The organism is Paraburkholderia tuberum STM678 (assembly GCF_902833905.1).
Lineage (GTDB): Bacteria > Pseudomonadota > Gammaproteobacteria > Burkholderiales > Burkholderiaceae > Paraburkholderia > Paraburkholderia tuberum.
In genome coordinates, this window is the sequence record NZ_CADFGP010000008.1 from 180,156 (window position 1) to 202,644 (window position 22,489).

At 61.0% G+C, this 22,489-nt stretch carries 35 protein-coding genes; 10 read left to right on the top strand and 25 right to left on the bottom strand.

Annotation, left to right across the window (positions count from 1 at the left end; genetic code table 11):
• Positions 1-7: 7 nt before the first annotated feature.
• From HWY30_RS09455 to HWY30_RS09535, 17 genes are all read right to left on the bottom strand, one after another.
• The gene (locus HWY30_RS09455; protein ID WP_090808636.1) at positions 8-1,315 is read right to left on the bottom strand and encodes a S49 family peptidase; all 1,308 of its coding nucleotides are present in this window, start codon (positions 1,313-1,315) and stop codon (positions 8-10) included.
• On the bottom strand, positions 1,312-3,006 hold the full coding sequence (locus tag HWY30_RS09460; protein WP_167368743.1) for a phage portal protein: 1,695 nt from the start codon (positions 3,004-3,006) through the stop codon (positions 1,312-1,314). Before HWY30_RS09460 ends, HWY30_RS09455 begins: the two co-directional genes overlap by 4 nt.
• Positions 3,003-3,302: a hypothetical protein gene (locus HWY30_RS09465; protein WP_090808632.1), complete on the bottom strand. Its 300-nt coding sequence runs from the start codon at positions 3,300-3,302 to the stop codon at positions 3,003-3,005. Before HWY30_RS09465 ends, HWY30_RS09460 begins: the two co-directional genes overlap by 4 nt.
• Positions 3,299-5,242: a phage terminase large subunit family protein gene (locus tag HWY30_RS09470; RefSeq protein ID WP_167368742.1), complete on the bottom strand. Its 1,944-nt coding sequence runs from the start codon at positions 5,240-5,242 to the stop codon at positions 3,299-3,301. The genes HWY30_RS09465 and HWY30_RS09470 overlap by 4 nt, the downstream gene beginning before the upstream one ends.
• Positions 5,175-5,723, bottom strand: a complete 549-nt coding sequence (locus HWY30_RS09475) for a DUF1441 family protein (RefSeq protein WP_090808628.1) — start codon at positions 5,721-5,723, stop codon at positions 5,175-5,177. The genes HWY30_RS09470 and HWY30_RS09475 overlap by 68 nt, the downstream gene beginning before the upstream one ends.
• Positions 5,724-6,082: 359 nt before the next feature.
• Positions 6,083-6,724, bottom strand: coding sequence for a hypothetical protein (locus HWY30_RS09480; RefSeq protein ID WP_090808626.1), 642 nt, complete (start codon positions 6,722-6,724; stop codon positions 6,083-6,085).
• Between the two features lie 12 nt (positions 6,725-6,736).
• Positions 6,737-7,000: a hypothetical protein gene (locus HWY30_RS09485; protein WP_090808624.1), complete on the bottom strand. Its 264-nt coding sequence runs from the start codon at positions 6,998-7,000 to the stop codon at positions 6,737-6,739.
• 146 nt (positions 7,001-7,146) lie between these two features.
• Positions 7,147-7,392, bottom strand: coding sequence for a hypothetical protein (locus HWY30_RS09490; RefSeq protein WP_143037249.1), 246 nt, complete (start codon positions 7,390-7,392; stop codon positions 7,147-7,149).
• Entirely contained in the window at positions 7,389-7,763 is a 375-nt protein-coding gene (locus HWY30_RS09495) for a hypothetical protein (RefSeq protein ID WP_090808622.1), read from the bottom strand. Before HWY30_RS09495 ends, HWY30_RS09490 begins: the two co-directional genes overlap by 4 nt.
• Before the next feature lie 34 nt (positions 7,764-7,797).
• Positions 7,798-8,157: a phage protein NinX family protein gene (locus HWY30_RS09500; RefSeq protein ID WP_167368741.1), complete on the bottom strand. Its 360-nt coding sequence runs from the start codon at positions 8,155-8,157 to the stop codon at positions 7,798-7,800.
• Positions 8,154-8,477 (bottom strand): hypothetical protein, encoded by a 324-nt coding sequence (locus tag HWY30_RS09505; protein ID WP_143037248.1) that lies wholly within the window; start codon positions 8,475-8,477, stop codon positions 8,154-8,156. The genes HWY30_RS09500 and HWY30_RS09505 overlap by 4 nt, the downstream gene beginning before the upstream one ends.
• Positions 8,477-8,914 (bottom strand): nuclease domain-containing protein, encoded by a 438-nt coding sequence (locus HWY30_RS09510; protein WP_090808618.1) that lies wholly within the window; start codon positions 8,912-8,914, stop codon positions 8,477-8,479. The genes HWY30_RS09505 and HWY30_RS09510 overlap by 1 nt, the downstream gene beginning before the upstream one ends.
• Positions 8,911-9,285: a hypothetical protein gene (locus HWY30_RS09515; protein ID WP_143037247.1), complete on the bottom strand. Its 375-nt coding sequence runs from the start codon at positions 9,283-9,285 to the stop codon at positions 8,911-8,913. Before HWY30_RS09515 ends, HWY30_RS09510 begins: the two co-directional genes overlap by 4 nt.
• Before the next feature lie 192 nt (positions 9,286-9,477).
• Complete coding sequence (locus tag HWY30_RS41525) at positions 9,478-9,975, bottom strand: DUF1064 domain-containing protein (RefSeq protein WP_244144851.1); 498 nt, start codon at positions 9,973-9,975, stop codon at positions 9,478-9,480.
• Positions 9,972-11,117, bottom strand: coding sequence for a helix-turn-helix domain-containing protein (locus tag HWY30_RS09525; RefSeq protein WP_167368740.1), 1,146 nt, complete (start codon positions 11,115-11,117; stop codon positions 9,972-9,974). Before HWY30_RS09525 ends, HWY30_RS41525 begins: the two co-directional genes overlap by 4 nt.
• Positions 11,114-11,887, bottom strand: coding sequence for a Rha family transcriptional regulator (locus tag HWY30_RS41530; RefSeq protein ID WP_244144852.1), 774 nt, complete (start codon positions 11,885-11,887; stop codon positions 11,114-11,116). Before HWY30_RS41530 ends, HWY30_RS09525 begins: the two co-directional genes overlap by 4 nt.
• Complete coding sequence (locus HWY30_RS09535) at positions 11,884-12,240, bottom strand: hypothetical protein (RefSeq protein ID WP_143037245.1); 357 nt, start codon at positions 12,238-12,240, stop codon at positions 11,884-11,886. The genes HWY30_RS41530 and HWY30_RS09535 overlap by 4 nt, the downstream gene beginning before the upstream one ends.
• 222 nt (positions 12,241-12,462) lie before the next feature.
• Between HWY30_RS09535 and HWY30_RS09540 the strand changes: the two genes are divergently transcribed.
• Genes HWY30_RS09540 through HWY30_RS09550 form a run of 3 tightly spaced genes read left to right on the top strand, consistent with a single transcriptional unit; the run spans position 12,463 to position 13,506 of the window.
• Positions 12,463-12,933, top strand: coding sequence for a type II toxin-antitoxin system RelE/ParE family toxin (locus HWY30_RS09540; RefSeq protein WP_244144853.1), 471 nt, complete (start codon positions 12,463-12,465; stop codon positions 12,931-12,933).
• Positions 12,920-13,207: a helix-turn-helix domain-containing protein gene (locus HWY30_RS09545; protein WP_090808608.1), complete on the top strand. Its 288-nt coding sequence runs from the start codon at positions 12,920-12,922 to the stop codon at positions 13,205-13,207. The genes HWY30_RS09540 and HWY30_RS09545 overlap by 14 nt, the downstream gene beginning before the upstream one ends.
• Positions 13,207-13,506 carry an addiction module antidote protein gene (locus HWY30_RS09550; RefSeq protein WP_090808605.1) on the top strand — a complete coding sequence of 100 codons (300 nt, stop codon included), beginning with the start codon at positions 13,207-13,209 and terminating at the stop codon, positions 13,504-13,506. The genes HWY30_RS09545 and HWY30_RS09550 overlap by 1 nt, the downstream gene beginning before the upstream one ends.
• 23 nt (positions 13,507-13,529) lie before the next feature.
• On the opposite strand, the gene HWY30_RS09555 is transcribed toward HWY30_RS09550, so the two are convergent.
• The 7 genes from HWY30_RS09555 to HWY30_RS09585 form a co-directional block, all read right to left on the bottom strand.
• On the bottom strand, positions 13,530-13,754 hold the full coding sequence (locus HWY30_RS09555; protein WP_090808603.1) for a hypothetical protein: 225 nt from the start codon (positions 13,752-13,754) through the stop codon (positions 13,530-13,532).
• Positions 13,751-14,845, bottom strand: a complete 1,095-nt coding sequence (locus HWY30_RS09560; RefSeq protein ID WP_090808602.1) for a DNA-methyltransferase — start codon at positions 14,843-14,845, stop codon at positions 13,751-13,753. The genes HWY30_RS09555 and HWY30_RS09560 overlap by 4 nt, the downstream gene beginning before the upstream one ends.
• Positions 14,845-15,642: a DNA-methyltransferase gene (locus tag HWY30_RS41535; RefSeq protein WP_090808600.1), complete on the bottom strand. Its 798-nt coding sequence runs from the start codon at positions 15,640-15,642 to the stop codon at positions 14,845-14,847. The genes HWY30_RS09560 and HWY30_RS41535 overlap by 1 nt, the downstream gene beginning before the upstream one ends.
• The gene (locus HWY30_RS09570) at positions 15,639-15,869 is read right to left on the bottom strand and encodes a hypothetical protein (RefSeq protein WP_090808598.1); all 231 of its coding nucleotides are present in this window, start codon (positions 15,867-15,869) and stop codon (positions 15,639-15,641) included. The genes HWY30_RS41535 and HWY30_RS09570 overlap by 4 nt, the downstream gene beginning before the upstream one ends.
• Positions 15,869-16,708, bottom strand: coding sequence for a ParB/RepB/Spo0J family partition protein (locus tag HWY30_RS09575; RefSeq protein WP_090808596.1), 840 nt, complete (start codon positions 16,706-16,708; stop codon positions 15,869-15,871). The genes HWY30_RS09570 and HWY30_RS09575 overlap by 1 nt, the downstream gene beginning before the upstream one ends.
• Before the next feature lie 194 nt (positions 16,709-16,902).
• Positions 16,903-17,094, bottom strand: coding sequence for a hypothetical protein (locus HWY30_RS09580; protein ID WP_090808594.1), 192 nt, complete (start codon positions 17,092-17,094; stop codon positions 16,903-16,905).
• Positions 17,094-17,687 carry a hypothetical protein gene (locus tag HWY30_RS09585; protein WP_143037244.1) on the bottom strand — a complete coding sequence of 198 codons (594 nt, stop codon included), beginning with the start codon at positions 17,685-17,687 and terminating at the stop codon, positions 17,094-17,096. Before HWY30_RS09585 ends, HWY30_RS09580 begins: the two co-directional genes overlap by 1 nt.
• A 218-nt stretch (positions 17,688-17,905) precedes the next feature.
• Between HWY30_RS09585 and HWY30_RS09590 the strand changes: the two genes are divergently transcribed.
• Complete coding sequence (locus HWY30_RS09590) at positions 17,906-18,145, top strand: hypothetical protein (RefSeq protein ID WP_090808590.1); 240 nt, start codon at positions 17,906-17,908, stop codon at positions 18,143-18,145.
• Between the two features lie 109 nt (positions 18,146-18,254).
• Complete coding sequence (locus HWY30_RS09595) at positions 18,255-18,497, top strand: hypothetical protein (protein WP_090808588.1); 243 nt, start codon at positions 18,255-18,257, stop codon at positions 18,495-18,497.
• 54 nt (positions 18,498-18,551) lie between these two features.
• Here the strand turns inward: HWY30_RS09595 and HWY30_RS42905 are convergent, their stop codons facing one another.
• Positions 18,552-18,923: a YdaS family helix-turn-helix protein gene (locus tag HWY30_RS42905; protein ID WP_090808586.1), complete on the bottom strand. Its 372-nt coding sequence runs from the start codon at positions 18,921-18,923 to the stop codon at positions 18,552-18,554.
• A gap of 25 nt (positions 18,924-18,948) precedes the next feature.
• On the opposite strand from HWY30_RS42905, the gene HWY30_RS09605 reads away from it, so the two are divergent.
• From HWY30_RS09605 to HWY30_RS09625, 5 genes are all read left to right on the top strand, one after another.
• Positions 18,949-19,476, top strand: a complete 528-nt coding sequence (locus HWY30_RS09605) for a helix-turn-helix domain-containing protein (protein ID WP_090808582.1) — start codon at positions 18,949-18,951, stop codon at positions 19,474-19,476.
• Positions 19,477-20,263: 787 nt separating this feature from the next.
• Positions 20,264-20,536, top strand: coding sequence for a hypothetical protein (locus tag HWY30_RS09610; protein WP_143037243.1), 273 nt, complete (start codon positions 20,264-20,266; stop codon positions 20,534-20,536).
• A 145-nt stretch (positions 20,537-20,681) separates the two neighbouring features.
• Complete coding sequence (locus tag HWY30_RS09615) at positions 20,682-20,993, top strand: hypothetical protein (protein ID WP_143037242.1); 312 nt, start codon at positions 20,682-20,684, stop codon at positions 20,991-20,993.
• A 60-nt stretch (positions 20,994-21,053) separates the two neighbouring features.
• Complete coding sequence (locus tag HWY30_RS09620) at positions 21,054-21,395, top strand: hypothetical protein (RefSeq protein ID WP_090808578.1); 342 nt, start codon at positions 21,054-21,056, stop codon at positions 21,393-21,395.
• A gap of 27 nt (positions 21,396-21,422) precedes the next feature.
• The gene (locus HWY30_RS09625; RefSeq protein ID WP_090808577.1) at positions 21,423-22,280 is read left to right on the top strand and encodes a DUF2303 family protein; all 858 of its coding nucleotides are present in this window, start codon (positions 21,423-21,425) and stop codon (positions 22,278-22,280) included.
• Positions 22,281-22,489 lie beyond the last annotated feature (209 nt).

The following is a 22,489-nucleotide window of genomic DNA, read 5'->3' on the forward strand; positions in this document are numbered from 1 at the left end:
CCGAAGATCACGCGGCGCGGTGGCCGTGGGCCTTCCACAGTTCTGCGGTGCGTTGCTTGAAGTCGGCCCCCTTCGCCTCCGACGACGATGATGATGCGTCGTGTCTCACGTTCGCGGTTTCGGCAAGCTGCTCGAGCGAGCGGCCCGCGCCTTCCACCGGCAGGCCGGCGAGCAGCGTGGCAGCCGTTTCCGGCGACATGCCGGGGGTGAGTGCCAGCGTTCGTGCCGAATTCTGACGGCCTGCGGCTTCGGCATGGCCCAGAATCGCGGCGATCCGTTCGCGCTCAGCACTGGCCCCGGCTTCCGCGCCGGCTCGCACCCCTTCCTCGCGTGCCTGCTCGGCCATGCGCGAGGCATCCGCCCGCGCGATCACGTCTGCACCCGGCGCGTCGGCGCGAGCCTGTTCGATACTCATGATTCGACTCCTTGTCGAGAGTTGTCTGGAAAACGCGTCGAGCGCTTCAGAGAAGGGCATCACCGCGTCGGCAAGACCTGCCTCCACAGCCTGCTGCCCACGATAGATACGAGCCTCGGTGTCGAGCACCGCCTGCACACTCATCCCGCGGCCGCCATCAGTCCTCGCGCGGCCAGTCGCGACAGCCTGCGCGAAGAGACTGCGCAGTTCCTCGATCTCCGCCTTGAACGTGTCGCGCACATCCTCGGGCAACGGCTCGTACGGGTTGCCATCAACCTTGTGCGCACCGGCGTGGATCAACGTGACGTTGATGCCGTCATCCTGCAGCGCTTTCGAATAATCGGCGTGTGCCATCAGCACACCAATGCTGCCGACTTCGGCTGTCTCCGACAGCACCACACGGTCAGCCGCGCTCGCGATCCAGTAGCCGGCGCTCGCTGCCAGCTCGTTCGCGTGCGCCCACACCGGTTTCGTCGAGGCAGTGATTTTCGCGGCGAGGTCATGCACCCCGGAGACTTCGCCGCCCGGCGTATTCATGTCGAACAGGATGCCGCGCACCTCCGGATCGGCGAGTGCGCCGTCGAGCTTCGCCTCGATGCCGTCGTACCCCTGCATGCCCGATACCGGATTGAGCGCCATGTTCTTGTGCACGAGGGTGCCGTTCACAGGGATCACGGCGACGCCGTTGACCACCTGGTAGGCACGCCAGCCACTCGCACGGTCGTAAGCCTTTAGCGCGCCCGCCATTGCATTGCCGTCGAGCGTCTCCTGCTCGACCGTCGTCAGCGTGTCGATCTGCAGACGTGGCGCAAGCGCCGAAAAGAAAACTCGCGCGTAGCCTGGCTCGACCAGCAGCGGCCGGTTTAGCGCACGCGCGACAATATGGGGATAGTTGTTCATTCCGTCCGGTCCGGTTGATCGGGGCCGTTGCTGTTTCCGCTCTCGCCGTCGCCATCTTCCGCATCGTCGACGACGCCGCTATGCCCACCGCCATTGCCGCCATTGCCGCCATTGCCGCCTGAACCACCCACGCCACCCACGCCACCCGAGGCGGTAGGTAGCGCAGGCGGCGCAACGTTCAACTCCTCCATCAGACGTTGCTCGCGGGCCGCCTGCTCGATCTGGTCTTCCCAGTTATCGCCATTGTCCGCACAGATATCGGAAAGCGTCGACTCGTGTGTGGCAATGCGCAACTGGTTCGCGCGCGCCGCTTTCAGATCGTCGATCACCATCTTGCCGGAACCGATCCACTCGGCATTGGTCAGCGCCGCCCGGTTCTGCCAGTAGTCGACGCCGGCGGGCGGGGTGATACGGCCGCGCATGATTGCCTCATCGCACCACGCACGCAGCATGAGTGACGCGAGACGGTTAACAAACCCCGCGCGCTTGCCCGTCACGTACTTCCACGAAATATCGATTGCCGCGCGCGCGCTGCTGTACGTTACCCGGGAGAAGTCGCCCGAGATTTCCTCGTAACTCGTGTTCGTGCCACGCGCGCAGTGCCGTAGCATCCACGCGTGAAACGAATCCGCGTTCGCGTTCGGATGATTCGGCGTCGTGAACTCGATACTCTCGTTCGGGAACAGGAACGGAATTTTCACCCCGTCGAACGCGATGTCGCGATCACCGTAAAACTCGTTGCGCGCCCCCATATAGTCGAGCAGTTGCTGCCTGAATCCACCGATTGCCTCCTGCGCCGCCCGGGGACCGAATTCAGAGCGGATCGCCATCGCGTAGGTCGTTGCGATGATGGCCGCCTCCATCTCCAGGTCCTCGAAGCGGTCCATCATCTTCATCTTCTGGATGATGGACGCGAACTGCGAAAATCCGCGCGTCTGGTTGGGCCGCTCCGGCTCAAACACATGGATGATGTTCAGATCACCGAAGCGGTTTCGGATCGGATAGCGATCCCACTCGAACTGCCCCACCACGCTGAAAATGTCGCTCAGGTGCCGTGTGCGGACCCAGTACGCACTCGCGGCGCCCCATCGGTCGAGCTCGACACCACCGCGAAGCCTGTCGGTGTTCATCGCGCCCTTGGGATTGCACAGGCGCTCCGGCTCAATTGTGCGAAAACATGTCGAATACCCGGCATAGCTGGGCCGCCACTCGCGCGACATCACCGCCTCGCCCTGCAGCATCTCGGTACCGACGCATTCGCGCAGGATCTGCGTGAACGTCCGGCGTCGCGTCGCGTCGATCAGGCACTCGGGATCCTCCGCGTAAAGCATGAATTCATGCTCAACCGCCGACGCCCATTCGTTCGCAGCATCGAAGTCGATGCCGATCACGCGGTAGTCCGGCTTGATCTGCAAACGGTACTTCGCGCCGACCACCTTGTCCCGCGAACTCTGCAGCGCCCCGCGTGCATAGCCGTTATTGCGCGAAAGATCGTGGGCGCGCCCCTCGACGATGCCCTTTTCCGCAAGCATGTCGCGATCAGCGCTGCGCAGCGCCGGCCGCCAGTGCGCCAGCTCACGGTTCGCGAATGAGCCTGCCTTCCATGCCGCCGCGCCTGGCGAAAGGCGGTTCCCGCTGCTGAAGATCGGCGCGCCGTTCAGGTCGACGATCTGGTTGTCGCCCCCACTCATAGCGGCCCGCGACGCACGGGCACGCCACCCGCCCATCCGTGATCGATATAAACCGGCCGCATCGGCGCGCGGCTGCGCGGATAGCCGAGGATCGCCAGGCTCTGCTCGCACGGGCAACGCTGATTCAGGTTGCGGATCAGCGCGAGCAGCGCAGGCCCGTCACGCCGGCCATACTGCGTCTCGGCGCCGAGAGACTTGACCGTGACGACCTCGCGCTTGCCGTTCATCAACGCGAGGTACGCCTTGATGGCGTCCGCGAGCATCTGCCCACACGTCGGAAGCGTTGTATCGCTCATGAGTTCATTTTCCTGCCGATGGCTGCGAAGGAGGAATACTCATCCTCGCGCGCCCCGGCCTGCTCGGAGAGCGGCCGTGCCCACGAAGGCGGTTTTTTCCAGTCGATGAATTCGCCGTTCAGCACCAGGTACGCGGCGAGGTTGTAGACGAGCAGATCGAGTGCCTCGTTGCCCTGCTGCTTGTTGCGCCGGCGCCAGCCGGCGGGTGTGCGGACTTCAGCCGTCAGTTCCTTGTAGAACCACGGTCCCAGCCAGTTCGGGAAGTGGATGTAGCCCGCCCCCGGTCCCTCCCGGCTGAGAGACCGGTCCACTTCATCCTTCAGTTGATCGACATTCAGGATGTAGAGCGGCACGCCCGAGCGCTTCGCTTCCGGGCGCGATCGCTCGTATCGCGGTGCGTTGCGGTTCGAACCGCCCTTGATCAGCATCACGCGCTCAGCTCTGCCAAGCCGATGCAGCCTGCGCCAGTACGCATAGGCGTTTTCCGTAGCGGAATCCATCCCGCCAGAATCGATCACCACCATCCGTGGTTCCAGCACCGCTCCATCGTCGGTCTGATATTGCCGATCGATGATCCTGTCGAGCTGACTCCAGTCTTCCGCGTGGGTGAAGGGCTCGATCCGCAACGGCTTGCCATCTTCACCCAGTCTGTCTGACTCGGTGACGTTGAAGCGATCCACGACCCAGCGCTCGCCGTCCGGCCCCCAGCCCAGCACCTGCACCACGAACCGATGTTTCTGCTGGTCGATCGCCATCGTGAGGAAGCGGACATCGCCCCAGATCCTGCGTTTGCTCGCCTGCTCCGCCCGCGCCTCGTAGACGTCCGGGTCAGCGGCCACGGCCGTTTGCGGCGCCGCGTACGGCACGCCCCAGTCGACGTTCAACGTTGCCTTCAACGTTCGCCAGTTGCCGGTAACCTGCTCGACCTGCTTCGCTTTGAGGTAGTTCGAAACGAGGCTTGACCAGGACTGGAACGCCGCGGCCACGCCGAACATCCAGAATGAAGCCGTCTTCGAGGTACGCGGATTGCCGGTGCGCCAGTTCTCCGCGAGCCATTTTCCGGCCCGGTTCATCGACGCCTTCTTCGATTCGTCGATGACGACTCCGCAATGCGGGCAGATCACGTGCGCAGTCTGCCCGGCGATCTCCGGATCCTCAATCGATGTATCCCAATGCAGGATGCTCTTCGGATGCTCCGGCCAGCTGAAGGCCTCGAACAGCTCATCGCAGTGCCCGCAAGTCCAATACCAGCGCCGCCGGTCGCCGCTGTTATACAGCGCGAGAATTCCGTCGCACGGCGGTGCTTCGTGTTCGGTTGACGGCTTCCAGTCCGTATCGGTGATCTCGAAACCGGGCGAACTCTCGGCGAGCGTCATGCCGCCGGACATGAACGACGTCGTGCGCTTCTTCGCGAGCACCCATGCGCCACCCTCACCTCCGACGTCTGGCGGATAGCCGTCGTAGTCGGTCATCGCCACGCGTGGAATGTTCTTCCCGCGGAACTTGCCCGGCGTCGGCCAGCCGATGCGCACCCGGTTTCCAGCACGAAACAGCTTGTCAAATACGTTGTCGTCGTTGCCGCCTTTCGACAGCCTCGCGCGGAGTTCAGGGCTCGCCTCAATTGCACGGTCAACCCGGTCGCGGCTGAACGTGCGGGCGTCGTCCTGCGTCACGTGGACCACCATCATGTCGGCGGGGCTGTCGATAACCGAATACACCATCCACCCTTCGACCAGCCCGTTCGTCTTTCCGCTTTGTGCGATGCCGGCAAATGCTACGGCCTCCAGATCGCGCTGCGTCAGGCAGTCCATCGGCTCGACCATATACGGCGTGATGGTCGGATCCCACGGCCCTTCATATCCGCCTGGCGTGCTAATCCGCAGGTTTTCGACTGCGCTTTCGCTGACGCGGTTTCGCTTCGGCGGCAGGAGAATCTCCATCGTCGCCGCCGCTTCCTGCCGCCCGCTCGACAGGTTGTTTATCGGGTATGACGAGAGATAGCGCATTCTTGTAGAGATCGGCTCGCACCGAGGTAATCTTCCGGACCAGTTCCGCAACCTGATCAGCAGTGAGGGCGACGGAACGCTCCAGCACATCGGGCAGCGTATCGAGGAATGTCGCGAAAAACTTCGCCATCTCGGCCATCTGCTCGACGTGCCCCGAGACCGGCATCAGTTCGCCCTCCAGGCGCGCGAGTTCCAGTTCGTTCAGGCGGGTTTTCGCATGCAGGTTGTCGATCAGCGCCTGCCTGTAAGGGTCCGCGTCGTCGAGCTGCGCATCCTTGACCTTGTCCAGCTCGCGCTGATAGAGATTGCGCAGGCTCAGGCCGGCAAGGTACAGACCGCGTGCAGCCTTGACCGTCACGCCCTCATTCGCGAGCCGGATGATCTGCTCACGCGATGAATACGGGCCGAATTCCACGAGCCACTGGACCGAAACCTCGAAATCGGCGGACGCCTGTGCTGTGTCATCTGGTTTGCTGTTTCGCGGTCGCTCTGCCTGTCGTTTGCCAGTCACAAATAAGGGGCCGAAAGTCACATGCGATCACAACGTTTTCGCGCATCGCTAATCGCTGCAATCCGCATGCACAAAAGCGCTGCGCGATTGTTTCAAAACGCGTAACAGCGCGATTGTGATTGTGATTGACCCCATTTCGGGGCCGAAAATTACTTAAATACCGGGGGTCGCCGCATATCCCGCGCTGCACCGCAGCGCTGAAAGGACCCGCGAGGTCGCCGCGCGCTGAATGGAACCTCCAGAATGCCCGTCGGGCGGCTCTTTCACGTCGCGCCCGCCTTGCGGGCGACATCGGCGAGTCTCTTCTGGAGACGGGCACCAAACCGCCGACGCACCTCATCTGCGACCGCCGCTTCCAGTTCGAAGCGCTTCTTCTGCTGCACGACTGGTTTCAGGATGAAGAGCACCTTCAACGGATAGCGCTCGCCGCCCTCACGGCGCACGACAGCGAGTTGACCGGACTTCCGAAGCCTGACCACGAACGCCTTGTTCTTCGCGATCAGTGCGCTCGCGCGCTGGGATTTCGTAACAACCTTCGAAGGCGCATTATGGATCGCGGGTATCGCCAGATACGGCCTTCCCTGCACCATCACGCTCTCGCGGCCCTCGTTGCCAGCCGCACGCTTCGCACCTGAGACCTGCTCAGCGGTCCACCAGTCAACCGTACCAATTGTGGCCGTGAGTGACTGCTTGCTCGCCTTGTCAACCTTTGTGCCACTCTGCGTGCGCCGGTTGCGCAGCGTGAACGTCTGCGGGAGCGTCTCGCCCTGGATCGTCTTGCGTGCGTCGAACGCGGTATCGTTCAGAGCCAGCGAAACAGCAAAGGGCAAGTCGCGCGCGAACATGCGCAGTTTCAGCGGCAGCTTCTCGAAGTCTCCCCGGACGTTGACCTGAATGACGCCCATTCCCTTGCCCCGTTAAATCACCGTCCCGCCAGCATCCACTTCAAAATGCCTCGTCATCTCGCCAATCGCCCGTCCGCGGGTATCGCGCGAAACAATGACGACAGCGTATTGCCCCGGATCGACATCGAAGCCGGCGACGTAAGGAGGCGCATCAACCATCGAAAACGCCGTCTCCCCGGTGCCATCCACCCGCGACAGCTCGAATTCGATCCTTGAAAACGCCACACCGCTCGGCTGCGCGACTGGGCTGGTTGCGGCGGTCACGGTGATTTTCATGCGTGTCCTGTAAGACCGAAAAGTAAAAGCCCACTCAAAATTGCAAAAGCCCGCTGGCTTTCACCTAGCGGGCTTCATCTTCTACGTTTGCTGCAAACGCAACTTCCCGGCGCTAATGTCGCGGATTCTGTCGCGCTTTTCAACAACTACATGTCGCGCTTTTGGCTGCGCCACCGATACAGCGGGCTTGAGCCAGATTTACGAATGGGCCTGCGAATCGCAATAGACTTGCACTCATGTAGTCGGTCAAGCACCCGCAAAACCCCTTGACGTGCAGCGTCACGCTGAACGTCAGGGACACGCGTGATGACATAGGTCACGATTTCGCGCATCGGAAACCAGCGGCGCGGATGTCGCCCCATCAATTCCATAACCTCGCGCGCGTATTTCATCCAAAAGCCCTCCTGATTTTTTGCCTGTTGGTTTCGAGCAACTGCAAATACAGCCGCGGGGAAACATCGATCATGCAGGCCGCAACCCATATCCCGAGATGGCGACCGTAACGCTCGCGCCACACGTACTCGGCCTGCATTACCTTGCGCTCCGGCATGTACATTGAGTCATAAACGCCCTGCACGATCAGAGCGCTGTCGACATCGACTGCCGGCGGATCGTCTTCTGATACATCGCACAGATCGCTAGGTGCGATATATGAACACTCAGCGGAAATGCATCCACTGCCTTCGGGCGCGTCTCCCGGCCCGCTCCAGCACCAGCGCACCCAGTTCCCGATCTCCGAATCAAGCTTCGCTCGACTGATCATCTCCGCTCCCGAAAAAGCTCACCTGAACACACCGCTAACGTCCCCAAAACGCTTCCGCGACCCGCAGCCGGCAGATTGCCACCCACGGCGAATCGGCCTTGCACAAGCCATGAAACCCGGGGTTCATCTGCGCTTCGGCCATCCAGACGCGCAGCGCGCCGCCGTGCTCGTTCTGATCTTCGAGCGGTGCCGGGCCGACGGTATAAAAGTGCTTCTGCATGATCCGCGCAGCGAGCATTTCGTTCTGCGTGGGTTCGTACACCTGGTATCCGTGATACGGCACATCGATGCGGCAGTACCGCCAGCCATGCATGGCGATGACCTCCGCGTCGTATCCCTCGGCGCGCGCGACCCAGTAGTCGAGGTCGGCGCCGGTCAGTTCGACAACGTTCATGCTGCCCGCTCCCTCACGTCCCATTCCCGATCACCACTGGCGAGAAACGCCGCCAGCGTCTTCCTATGCGTGTTCGCCCATACCTGGACGCGGATCGTTCCGTCTGCGTTGAAGCCGGCGACCGAAACGTGATCACGCAAGTCGTCAGGAATTTCGATGTCAGCCCAGATGTAGCCGCGACCCAATTCGCCCCTCAGATACGACTCGCGAACCGGGCCGTACAACCGCGTGACCGTGAACCATCCACTGTGAAACGTCGACGCCCGGTTGCCGCGCACGCTGCGAGTCGACTTCAGCGCCAGATTCACAAACACCTGCATTACGCTGCCTCCTGCGATTCCAGTCCCATCTTGGTCGCGCGCATCGGCTCCCACCGAGCGAACGCCATGTTCCACAGTGACCGCTTGTGATCGCGAAGAAAGCGTTTGCCCTGGTCATATTCGTAGTGGCACGTAGGGCAGGCCGGCACAGTGAAATAGTCGGCAGTCTTCAGGCCCATGCCCTTCCCTTCGTTGCGGTGCGCCGGTGCGCTCTTCCTCGGGTCGCTCGTGCACACGCCCGGAATCCGCAGGTAGCACGGCTCGTCGCGGCACGCGTCGCGCATCCGCTTATCGTCGCCAGACTTCGGCTTGCGTGGCTTGCGCTTGATCGCCACCTTGCGCATCAGCGTTTGCGTAGTGCGGTCGAGTTGCGCCTTGAACACACCCGGCACTTTGCGCTTGAAGCCGGTACGCGCGAGCGGCGTGGTGCGCTTCATGGCTGCACAGCCTCCGCGCGCACCATCGCACCGAACGCAGCAATCACAACAGGATCAGCGCGCGGCCACCAGCGGGCCGGCGCTCGATACGCAGCGTCGAGCAGCCGATCCAGCTCCTCTTCGGTTTTCGCTTCTGCCATCGCGCGCCGCCGCGCTTCTCCACGCGGCTCGGGCCGCGCGCGGGTCAATTTCGGCTTGCCTGCCGGTGTCGGCCCAAACTGGTAGTAGGCCGCTTTGTAAGGACCGTATTCGCCGGTCAGATGCACCTTGTCCAGCGCTATCAGGCTCACGAGCAGATCGCGAACAGTTTTTCTGTCCAGATTGACGGCCTTCGAAACTTCCGAGCCGGTTCGAGCCACCTTGTCTTTCATGAGTTGGACAATCCGCTCGCGGCTCGCGGCATGTGTGCGCTGTTTCTTCGGCAATCCGATGCTTCGCCCATACGCGCGAGCGCAATCGACCGAACGTCCCGGCAGCAGGTGGATATGGCTATCCAACGGCTTCGGCGATTTCCAGATGCGCTTCAGCGTGCGCTTTTCCTTTTCACTCCACAGTGTGCCCATCTAGCCAACCTCCCTGATATCGAAGCCGCCGCCTTTTGCCTTACGCACCAACCGGAACGTGAACGGGTATTGCGAAGCCGCGCTCTTGATCTTCACGTTCGCGTCTTCCTCCATGAATCCCTTGCACTCGTGCAGTTCGAGCGCGCCGCTCGCGACGATCACCGCGAAGTCGGGCGTGTAGAACGTGCGGTCAGCAAGCCGGAATTTCAGACCTTCGAAGCGAAACCACAGGACGTCGCCCCCATGTCGCAGCATGTCGAGGTGGGCGGCGTAACGCTTTTCCAGCCCGTTCATCGTTCCGCCACCAAGGCGACCGAGGTCGCGATTGCGCGGGCTGTGTGCGCCGCTGACGAGTTGAGCGATCGGTGTATCAAGCGCGACCGGCTCGGCCGAATTCAGGCGCGCCGCCGCACTGCTGATTTCGCCGCTGATACGCGCGGTGCCGAAACGGCCACCAGCGATCGCACTCTCGGGAAAGCGGAGTGAGTTCTTGCTCATGACGCGTAGTCGTCCACGGGCATGAGCGCATCGCCGAACTGGGTGCGGGCGAACTGGTACAGCCGCTCATCGTTGAATTTCCTGGCGTCCGCCAGAACGAATGCGATCGCCGCTTTCTCGCGCGAAGCCGCCACCACAAGCACCCGGTACGCGCCAATCGCCTCTTCATGCTTTCGGGCACGTACGCCGAGCTCCGCACCGCGGGCTTCGATCACGGCAGTGTCGGTCGACTCGTACCACGGCGCGCCGCTGTCGGCATCACCGGCGCCGGGAGTCGCGGCCGGAGCCAGCACCTCGTCGACGAAGCGGGCGAGAAACCCGGCGTTCACTGGCCTGCCGTCGTTATCGCGCGCACGCGCCGCCACAGCGCGCCGATACGCGTCTCGCAGTTCGTCGGGCTTGACTGAGCGCGCCGCCCAGGCCGCAAGGTGCGACCGGATTTTGGCAAGCGGGATCCCGCCGCCCTTGCCGTGGCTCTCCTCGAGTTCACGCAGCACGCCGAGCAAAACGCTCTGGTCGAGGGTCAACGGCGGATCACCGCCCGGATGCATTTTCCCCGCCGGCGGTTTGTCGGGTTCTTCGTTCGAAAGCAGCAGCAGCGATTCGGCGTTGGAGTTGTCCACAGGCAGTGCCTCGTGCGCGTTGCTGCTGCTTTTCTTTGTAGGGTTAACTGAACTACTAGACTGAACGTCGTTCAGTGCCTTCGTGTCGTTAGGTTCAGTGCCTTCGTCTTGAGGCACTGAACGTCCTTCAGTGCCTGTATCAATTTGGCACTGAACGTCATTCAGTGCCTTGTGGATAACTTTCTTCGCGCGAGGCACTGAACGTCCTTCAGTGCCTTTATCGTCCTTGGATGGCAAAACGAAACCATCCGGAATCTGAGGGAAGTATTCGTGGCGCTTCCACTTCTTGCCGGCGTAACCATGCTTTTTAGTGGCGAACCAACCCTGATCTGCGGCGACTGCGAGATGAGTGCAGACGGATCGTTCAGACAGGCCGGTCTCTTCCGCCAGCAGCTCTGTTGACGGGAAACAGTCCTCGCCGAGTTCGTTCAGATGACACGCGAGGGTAAGCAGCACGTGACGCGTCGTGGACGGCAGCTGCGATTTGATGATGGCGTGGCGCCATGTCCAAGGCTTCACTCGCCGCCTCCCTGAAGCCGTGCCGAGACGATCGAGTGCATCTCCGCGAACCGTTCCACGTACCAGTGTGGTTGCGTCTCGCGGGGGCAATTCGGATGCGTCACGTTCTTCCCGAAGCGAAGGCCCTCGTCCGTGACCACCCAGAACTTCTTGATGCCGTCTATTGCGTGGCTCGACGTGCTCTTGCGCGTGCGCTCGGCCAGAAAACCGGCGTCCGCGAGCAGCGGGTTATAGGTTCGGGGCCGGATCTTGATGCCATGCTCGATGAGCAGCTCTGTGAGCGGCTTGGTCAGCATCGAACTGCCGCCGGTCGCATCTGGGGCTGCATCGATCGCGTACGCGGGCAGGAAGGTCGGCTCAATGCCGTAGTCCTTTGCAATGTGCGCGAGCATCGCCATCTGGCATGACGCCGAGGGCTTGAGCAAGCGCGTAAAACATTCCGCGATCGCAATTGCGCCGGCGAGCTTCGACGCGGCCACCGCGGGAACGGCGACGCTATTTTCAAGTTCCTGCCACCGGTCGACCAGACGCGCGGTGAATTCCGGCGAAAGCTGCGCAACGATCACATAGCTGTCGCGCTTGCAGATCCGGTACTCAGCGACTGTCTGGCCCAAGTGGTTTTTAACTTCCCCCATTGGGGGAAGTTGAATTACGCCGCGCTCAGCGAGGCGCTCGATCGATTGTTTTACCTTGTCATGACGCGACTCGACCAGTTCCGCGATCTCGCGGCTCGACATGGTCGGCGCGGCCGAATTCGTAATGTTGTTCATTCCGCCACCTCTTCGAATAACGCATCCCATGCACCGACATCGAGACTTCGCATCGCGGCATTTAGCGCGCTGCGAAGTTTTTCCTTCGAGACCGAGAAACAGCCATTCAGGCTCGCTTCGAGGCGGCCGTCGCGGCGGCGTGACAGCACGAATTCACCCGGCGCGGAGGTCTGCGCGTCCAGCTGCTGGCGTCGACGCAAGTCAATGAGGCGAGATACGGTTTTTGGATAGCGACCGCGCCACGACTGACGAACGCGTTCAGGCGCTGCCGTGGGCAGCGGGATGACATTGGAGGATGTGATGCGGGATGTAGGGACGTGCGAACGCACGCCCTCGTTGGACGGATGCGGCATGAAACGCTCCTCTGCGAGCTTGACAAAGCCTCGCTGGAGCGTTTCTAGGCGCATCCCGCGAGGTGGCCGGGAGGCTAGAAACCCATGCAGAGCTGGGCGGACTTCTTTCCCTTGCGGGTCTTGTATCCGTCGCCCTCCCGGCCATTGACCGGACGCGCGTAGTCCTGCACGGACTACGGACGTAAAAAAACCACGTACTGGCGGGCGTGGATACCGCTCTGCATGGGAGTTTCTAGGCTCCTTGCTCGCAGAATAAGCCAGGTCGCCCTGGATTGCAAATTCGATCGCGCGCGCCGCCGTGATCACGTTCGTTGCCTTTCGCGTTTGCATCGACGTAACAAATATGTTATTATTTTCTTCATGACATACCAAATCCGCTTCTACAGCCAGCGGGTCGAAACCAGCATCGCCGCATTGCCGAAGACCTTGCTTGCGCGCTTCTTCGCCTTGGCTGACCGTATGGAACAACACGGGCCGAATCTCGGCGAACCACATACCAAGGCAATGGGAGGCGGTCTGTTTGAAATGCGACTCAAAGGGGCTGAGGGTATTGCGAGGGTGTTTTACTGCGCGGTCATTGACCGGCGCATCGTGATGCTTCACTGCTTCGTGAAGAAAACCCAAAAAACGCCCGCGAACGAACTGGAAACCGCTCGAAAGAGATTGTTGGAGGTCAGAAATGGCAACGTATAAGGAAATGCGCGAACGCGCGCTTGCCGACCCTAAAGTGCGCGCGGAATACGATCGGCTGAACCGCGAAGAGTACGCCCTGCTTGACCAGATGCTTGAGGCACGGCGCGCCGCCGGCCTCACCCAAGCGGACGTGGCTGAGCGCATGGGCACCAAGGCGCCCGCCGTCACGCGGCTTGAGCGCGCCCTCGCGTCTGGGCAACACTCACCTTCGCTCGACACTCTGCGCAAATACGCCGAAGCCTGCGGCAAAAAGCTAGTGATCTCGTTCGCGTGATGCAACATATCAAGACCCGGCCGTGGGACTCGGCCGAACACCTGAAGACCGAAGACGATATGGCCGAATACTTCGAAGCCTGTTTGCTCGAAGGCGGTGACGATCCGACATTTATCGCGCATGCGCTCGGCGTCATTGCCCGGGCGCGCGGCATGGCGCAGGTGGCGCGCGACACGGGCCTGACGCGCGAGGGGCTGTACAAGGCGTTGTCGAGCGACGGTAATCCGAGCTTCGGGACGATCCTGAAGGTCATCAAGGCACTTGGCCTGCAGTTGCACGGCTCGAAAGCGCACGCGTGAAAATAGGCGGTTTGGCTGGGCGTTCATTCGCACAGTCCATATGCAGACGCGCATGCCGTCGCGGGATGAGCATCAGAGAACAATTCGCCTTGCGCCGGCACGCGCGATATCGCCGCGGCCTGCCGGCGTCTGCCCGCGACCCATGACAGCAGCGTCGCGTGCCAGCTCCAGTGCCCGTAGTGCCGTGCTCGCGCCGCTTCCGCGAGATACGTGCGCGCCATGCGGATGTGCCAGTCGCGATCGTTCACGAGACCTCCAGCACAAAACCCGGCTGTCGCAGACGATCGCGCTGCAGCGTTTCGTATGCGGGGTTCAGTTCGCAGCCGATGAAATGGCGGCCGAGCCGCTGCGCGACCTGGCCGGTTGTGCCGCTCCCGAAAAACGGATCGAACACGATGTCGCCTGGCCGCGAGCCCGCGAGCACGCATGGCTCAACAAGTTCTTGAGGGAATGTGGCGAAGTGGGCGCCCTTATAGGGCGTCGTCGCAATCGTCCACACCGACCGCCGATTCGCGCGACCGGTTTCACCGGTCCACTCACTGCCCGATTTCGTGCGCGATTCCTCGCGGTCATCGTCACCGTACTTGTTGCCACCGATGCGCGGGCCGACTGCTTTCATCGAGCCGTTCGTTTTGCCCGGCACGCGGTCGCTTCCTGTTTGGTTATGCAGGTTCGGTTGACCCAACCGATCGACACTCGTTTCCGCAAGCGGTTGCGCAATAGCTTCAGCTTGATAGAAATAGCGCCCGGACTTCGCTAGGAGGAAAAGCGATTCGTGCGCCTTGGTGCAGCGATCACGCACACTCTCGGGCATTGGATTCGGCTTGTGCCAAATGATCTCTTGGCGCAGGTACCAGCCATCGGCGCGCAGCGCAAACGCGAGCATCCAAGGGATGCCAATCAGGTCTTTCGGCTTCAGGTCGGAGGCCGCCGGAATCGTGCCTGTTCGGTTCACCTTCGACGGATAAGCACCTACCTCGATGCGTGCCGCTTGTATCTTCGACCGCTCACGAACGTTGGCAACAGACCTGCCCGCCATCTGCCCGGTGTTGCCTTGGCGCCCTTGCGAACCCCACGAGCCGGCGTAGCTATCGCCAATGTTCAGCCAGAGCGTGCCATCGTCAACCAGGACATCGCGCGCGGCGCGGAACACCTCGACCATCGCGGCGATGTAAGCGTCCGGCGATTTCTCCAGTCCAAGTTGGCCTACGTGGCCGTAGTCACGCAGCCCGTAATACGGCGGCGACGTCACGATTGTCCGCACCTTCGCGCCGTCGGCGATCATCGCGCGCATCGTCTCGCGGCAGTCTCCGAAGTGGCAGCGGTCGAGCCAGTCCATTACTCACCCTCCCCGAACAAACTCGGCTGCTCGGCGCCCATGCGCGGTTCATCAAATAGCGCTCCCTGTCGATGCGCGTTCACCATACGCTCGACCGCCGTGTCGAAATGCACCGGGTCAAGCTCAATCCCTACGAACCTGCGACCCAATTTCGCAGCCGCGACGCCAGTGCTGCCGCTGCCCATAAAAGGGTCCAGCACGACTTGCCCCGGAACGGTATGTGCACGGATCATCTGCTCCATAAGGCGCAGGGGCTTTTCGTTCGGGTGATAGAGATCGCGCGGCTTGGTGGCGCTTATGACGTTGGGAATTGCCTCGACTTCCTCATTCCACATGAGCCGGCCACCCGCTCTGTGAGCAACCATGACCATCTCGTGCTGACGACGATATCGCCAACCGATGCCGGGATTCCGTTTATCCCAAATCACGCTGTGAAAGAAGGAAAGCCCCTTTTCGTCCATGCGCAGCGCCAACCATGCGAACGTGGGGCGTGGGCCGCCGCCGCAGCAGCAGCAACAGCAGCAGTCGGCACGCAGCACTCTCGCTGCTTGCGTGAGCATTCCGTCGACCACCTCCCGCATCGAGTCTGGTGAATCGTTCGCGATCGGGGTTGCCCGCGTCTTTCTGGCGCTACGAAGAACGACGTCCATCCGACTCAGAAGGTCGCCGTCCGCATTGTTGTGGCCGTATGGCGGGTCCGTCCAAACCATGTCAATGGATTCGGCCGCCAGCTCTGGCATGACCGCGCGGCAATCGCCCAAGAACAGCGTCGCGTTGCCGATCTGAAGTGGCGTCACGGAACCCTCCGCACCCAATGCGCGAAGAACCCGCGCGCCCACGAAAACGCATACAAGAACGACAGCCCGAATATCCCCCACTGCTGCGCCTTCCACGTCGCATATAGCCAGAACGGTTGCCCCGCCAGACCAAACAGGCATGCGTAACGGCGCCGCTCTGCGCGCGCGTCCTGCGAAAGATATACGGCCGTTACACCGCACAGCCCGATTGCAATCTGATCGACCATCAGATCGCCTCCTGCTCTTCGGGTTGGCTGGATTGCTCGCCAACTTCCGCAAGACCGAGGACCCACCGCAGGGCGTCTGCTCGCTCGCCCTTGGCGGTCTCCAACTCCTTCTCGATCTTCGCGCGCGTCTTCATGCGCGGCTTGCCGTCACCCATCACGGCCCGCTGTTTGCGCGAGCGTTCATGCCCATTTACGCCGTCGCCGGCCGCGATCAATTCGGCAACCTTCGCGCGCTGGTCATCGGGCGTCAATTTCGCGAGCTGCTTCGCATGGGTAACGTTCACCTTCCCCGCTTCGACAGCATCCTGAACGGCAGCGCAGCATTCGAGCAGTTCGAGCGACGCGCGCACGGTCTGCAGACCGACACCGAACAAGATTCCGATATCCGCCTCGGATCGACCGAGCGACAGTTGCCGCGCCATTTTTTCGGCGCGCGTTATCGGGCTTTCCTGTTGGCGAATGGCGTTTTCGCTTGCCGTGGCGGCCGACAGCACAAGCGCGCGGTCACGCGCCGCCACCTTCCGCACGATCGCCGGCACGAGCTTCGGTTCCTCGCCCCGATCGCGTAAACGGCGGTTAGCCTCCCGGCAGTTTTTGACACGCTGCCGGCCCATGACGACTTCGACGTTGCCTGTCTCGGGATTCTTGTTGACCTCGATCGCCTGCAGCACACCTTGGTACATGATGTTGCGCACCATGTTCTCGTCGAGCGGCAGATGCACGCGAGAGTCGTAAAGCGGATGCGCCTGATCCTCCACGAGCGTCAACACCTCAGGATCGAAATAGAGGACGTTGCTTTTGCCGGATGCGCCGTACGCGTCGATGCTGTTTTTTGCCATTCTCGTTGCTCTCAATCGGTTGACCAAAGGCCGCCGGAAGGTCGGTGTTGGCGAGGGTCTGCCTCGCTCCCAGCGGTGATCTCTGGCACTGCTCGCGTATGGGGGCCGTCACGGAAGCCGGGCGCAATCCCTCGCATTGCTACTGCGCGCGTCCCTTCCGCAAGCCGCGCGCGCCATGACTGACGACCTGCTTGCTACACAGGCTCGCCCCCTCTTGTGTTTCCAATGGCGTCGGAACACTTCTCGACAAATTCGGACCAGCTGCGCTCCCACTGCCGCGCGAATCGCTGCAGTGGACCAGTCAGCGGATTTTCATGAAACGGGACACCAGCCCGCGCCGCCTGCTCGCCCGCCTTGAATGCCGCGCCTTCGAACAGTTCACGCATCACGCCTCCCTTCTGAACAGCGCCGTGACCGTCTCACCGGTTTTGCGCATCGCTGATTCAACAGCAGTGACGAGCGACTTCTTGACGGCGATGTCGTTGACAAGGCTGTTGTGCAGGCGCGGCAGTTCGCCCGGATCGATGCCGTCCAGTAGGTCTGTCGCATCCGCCTCGGTCCGGTGATTCGTGCGCACGATCGCCTGGACAATTTCGCGCGGATCAACCGCCCCGTTTGCGGAAACGTCCAGCGTGCGGGCCGCAAACCCCGCCGGCGCCAGAATCTCGTTGACGAGCGCCACTGCGCGATCGACAGGCAGCCCGGCCAATACTGACGGCAGCATGTTCACCGAGAGCAGGTTGCGATCTTCATCGTCGTCGAGCCACCGGTACACGCGATCGGCGTTCGTCTTCTGGCGCGTGGCCGGGTCGTGGTGGTCGCTGAAGCGAATACCTGTGCGACAGGGCGCATCGATGCGCATGTGCGCCGTTACAACCTGCTCGACGACGGTCTCCCGCGACCAGCCGTGCGCGTTTTTCCATTCGGAAATAACCGCCTTCACTGCCGCTATCGGGCTTCTGTGCGACACGTTGCGCATGATTTCTCAATCTCCCGGGGTTACATTCCCGTTTTAACCATTAGTAGTGCTTACCCAATACAAATATTTGGAGCTTTTCTGTCAGGCTAGCCCATCGCAATTCAGACTCGTCCCAAATACAAAGCTCGACAGATATGCCAGGTTGGCACTGCAACCCCGCCCACCGACCAGGTTGTCGGGCTGCAACACCGCCAACCACGCTCACAACAGGAGCACGCATGAAACTTGTCGCACTTTTAACGGCGCCGCCGGAAGGCCATGGAGACCTCGACACGCTAGACAAACTCGATTCGCTGCTTGGTCAGAAACCTCCCGGCGCGGCACGCGCATGCGCAAACGTCTGGCTTGTAGATTCGGACATCGCATTCGACTTTCTGATTCGGTTCTCACGGATGGCGGAACGCATTGGATTGAAGTTCGAAGCCCACGACCGCGTTCCTGACGAAACCTGCATATAGGTGATCTGAAGCAGCCTCGGTTGTATTCGGGCGAGGGTTCCGGCTCTCGCCAGTAGAATCAGCAGCTCTCACACAAACCTCATTTACTTTCATCACTGAAGGAACCCTCATGAACGAAAAAACCACACTGGTCACCGCCGAACAACTCGGTCTTATCGTCGAAAACTTTTCCGGGGCTATCGCAGCGTTAGTCGACGCACTCGACGAAAAAGGCTTGCTAACCAGGCAAGAGGCATCCGACGCATTGAATGAACGCGCTCTACGGATGCGGATTGACCAGGGAATCCCTCAGAAAGACCTATGGCTTTTAGAGCATATGGCCACCGGTCTCGTGGCAAACAAGCGCCCCTGAAAGCCGCTTCTGCCAGCAGCTGCCGAACATCTGGTCTGAAACGATCGTTAGACATCACACCTCCTCTGGTGCTGGGATGGGTTGCCCCAGTTCGCCTCTTGCCGCCTCACGAGCAGCAAGAGGTATGGGGGGAGATCCTGGGGCGCCACAACATGCTGACGAACTCACAGGAGCACTGTTTCGCATGTACTGCCACTGCGCAGTCAGATCGGGCCGCAGACGTTCGCACGTGACATTGCAGTTCGGATCGATCGACAGACAGCCTTCCTCGATTGCCATGCAGTGCTCCGCAGGGACGCCCAAAGGGCTTCTAAGCCACTTGGAAAAGTGGCCCTGCTTCTTGCCGGCCATGGCAGCAACGCTCTCTTGCGTGCCGGCCACCCGAACTGCGTCCATCAGGGCGCCATAGGATTGGTTCTTGAGCATGACGCAAGTTTAAAACCATAGTTTTATGAAAGTCAATAACCATAGTTTTTTGACCGGCAACAACCAGGGTTGTATCGTTCCCAGCATGGAAAATGCTGAACTGGATACCTTGGCGGCCCGTGTTCGCTTTGCTCGCAAGCGAGCTGGCTTGACTCAAGCTGAACTGGCCGAACGAGTTGGCGTCTCCCAGCCTATGATCGGGAAGATCGAGAACGGCTCGGAGACGTCGAAGATTGTCGAAATCGCGACAAAGCTGGAAGTGCGCCCCCTATGGCTGGCGAGCGGAACGGGGCCAATGACAGACGCCGTCGGCCCTGGCATCACACACCGCGCCGACGAGCAGGCGAAGCTCGACGCCGCAATACAACGGCTAGTGAAAGTGACGCGCGGTCTAACAGCAGCGCAGATTGAGCAGATCGCGGCCACCGTCGAGGCACTGAAGCAGCATCCTGTCGGAAATGCTGAGCCAGCGAGGCGAGAGGTTTCGCCGGCAGGGGAAATCACCGATGAGGTGCCCGCGATCAAACACGACATACCGCGCAAGGCGAGCTAGTCCAAGCCGCGATAGCGGCTTTTTTTCACCTACAACACATTCTATTTATTGAATCGGCTTTTTCAATAATTAGGTTATCCGGCAGTTCGCATTTTTTTCACAATTTCATTACTCTGGACGGGAAAAGTGCCTGAATGAATTGCATCGTTCATTTCAGACGTGCCTATATCTCGATATATGCGGTAACTTCTGCAATACAAAGTTACTACCTGTTCCTGAAGAGCGTATTAGCATGGGACGAATTGACTGGCTAGCGCCGTCAGCTGCTGACGGCCGGCGAAACACTCCGCATTGACACCGATCGCCTTACGGCCCGGCCTTTTGGTGGCAATCAGGACAAATAGCCAATGCATTGACCGCAATTTTTCTGCCGCCTGAGGCAGGGATGATTACATTATTCATTCATTTTGCGGTGCGTCATTTCCCATTGCTTTACGGGATGCCCCTCATGCTGGCGGGGTTGCCGTGACAAATAGAAAAGCAAAGCGGCCCCGCCCAAGTCTCACCCTTGTTCCACCGTCGCAGCCACCCGCGGACAACGCGGATCTCAAAGCCGATGGAGAACTTTGCCTCCGTCACTTCCCTGACGGCAGCATCCGCATGTCTGTAGCTGGCATCTATCGTGACTTGCGAGACGACGCAATGGCGGCAGCAATCATGCTGGCCGAGTTCACCAGGGCATTGCGCGATCCTCCTACCCCTCCGCAAAAATAACTTTTGTTGTTGACTTATAAAACTACTGTAGTTATATTTTGATCCATCACTACCCCACTGATGGATGAACGGAATGTCTGCTTTTGCCCTCGCCCTGTTGACGCTCGATGCGCTCCCCAGACCGCACGGCGCCCGTACCTGCCATCTCAAACGCGAACTCGCTGCCGGGCCGATCGGCGAAGGCGTCGACGCCAAGCCAGAGGCTGCCCGCCCGCGGCGCGACGCAGCAGCTGAAGCCGACCAGTACGCACGCCGCACGACGAAGCGCCCGCTGCTCTGCTTCGCGTTCCTCGCTGCATCCCCGCTCGTCGCCGAGGGCCTTTGCCGGGTGCTGGGTGCGTGGTGATGTGCGCATTCCTCAAATACTGCGCGACATCAGCCCTGGCTCTTGCGATCGTGGTTCTGTTGTGCGCGCTCGTTCAGCAGTGGGATGAACGCGGTACCGCTGTCTGTCAGGCAACCCGCTGCATCTGATCCCGTAAAGGCTCACCATGGGAGCGATCATGCCTCGCCGCATTCCTGCCGCCAGCATTCCCGTCAGCGACGATGCGCTTTCGAGCGCGCTCATTGCGATGGGTGGCGACAGTGACCCAAAACGTAATCCGTCGTGGCGCGTTGCGCTCGCCATCGCCAACTGTCGCAGGACCATTGATCCCGCTCCATGGGCACAGCCAGCGGCCAGCCCAGAAGCCTTCAATATCCGTCAGCCGTGGCGTCCTCCGCGCTCATTGCGACTCGTCGCTGTCAGCGGAAAAGACCGCGCTGCCGGCGACACTGACCCGTCCCCGTTGGCCGAAAGCTGATTCCTCCTGCAAGTAGGCCCTTTTTATTCCATGCAGTACACGAAAAGAATAGGAGTCCAAATGTCTGTCAGACCCATTACTGACACGCTGCGCCAGATTGCCGGTGGCACGCTGCTCGACCACTCCAGTGAACAATTCGCCGAGCTCGTACGCGCGATCGACACCAACGGCGGCACCGGAAAGATCACGATCGAACTGACCGTGAAGAAGGCAAGCCGCGGCGGCGCCATGCTCGTCACCGGCAAATCGACTCTCAAGAAGCCTGCCGACGAGCCGATGGAAGCCATGCTGTTCGCCACGCCTGAAGGCAACCTCGTCGCCGACGATCCTCGTCAGCAGAAGCTCGATTTGAAGCGCGTCGACACCGCTGACACCCCGCCGTCCGAATTGAAGACGGCCTAACCCTCCCTACTGGAATACTCCCCCGATATGGATGATCTGAAAACCAACATCGCCGAGACGCTCGCGCGGGAAATGAAAACACCGATCGAGATTGGATCGGATGCGGCCGGCGCTCTGCGGCGCATCGCGCTACCGCCGAACTGGAATCTGCGTGAATACGACGACTCGAAGTATCTCGCTGCTCCGCTGCGCAAGACCGCGACGATTCGCCTGCGCACTGTTGAGGACTTCGTCAGCTATGTGAAGCGGCACGGCTCGCTGACCGATTCGACTATCTGGTGCGAAGCGGACTACCCGCAGGGCAAGGTGTCGTTCCTCGCGATTCTCAACGACAACGGGGAAGATCCGGAAAAGGCGGCATGGCGCGACCACCGCGCGCATTTCTCGCCGGAGTTCAGCGAGGAATGGAAGCGCTGGATCGGCCTTCACAAGAAGGCTATGTCGCAAATCGAGTTCGCGGCGTTCCTCGAGGAAAACTCGAAGGACATTGCCGGCCCGACCGACGGCGAGAACCTCCCGACCGGTGCGCAGATGCTCGAAATGGCGCTCGCGTTCGAAGCGACCCAAGACTACCGGTTCAAGAGTGCAGTGCGACTGCAAAACGGTGGGCAAAACCTGTCGTTCGTGCAAGACGATGACGATGCAACGCTGCAGCGCATGCAACTGTTCGAACGCTTCTCGATCGGCATTCCAGTGTTCCGCAACGGCGATGCGTACCGCGTCGACGCACGGCTGCGCTATCGCCAGAGGGATGCAAAGCTGACGTTCCACTACGAACTCATCCGCTTCGACAAGGTACTCGAAGCGGCCGCGAATGGCGTGATCACGTCCATTCGCGAGCAGACGGGCAACCCGTTCTTCTTCGGCGATCCGTTCGCGCAGTAAAGAACCGGCGGCTCGCCGGCTGCCGCAGAGACATTCCACGCCTCGAAAGCCGGTATCTCTTTCCATATTGCGGGGGCATCAATCATGACAGCCCGAGAGTGGCACCTGTACTCGGCCAAGGTCTTGCTAACCGAACTTTCGACGCATCGACGTGCAATCGACTGGCCTCATTCATGGTGGAACATTTTCGCGATGGCACAGGAAGCGCG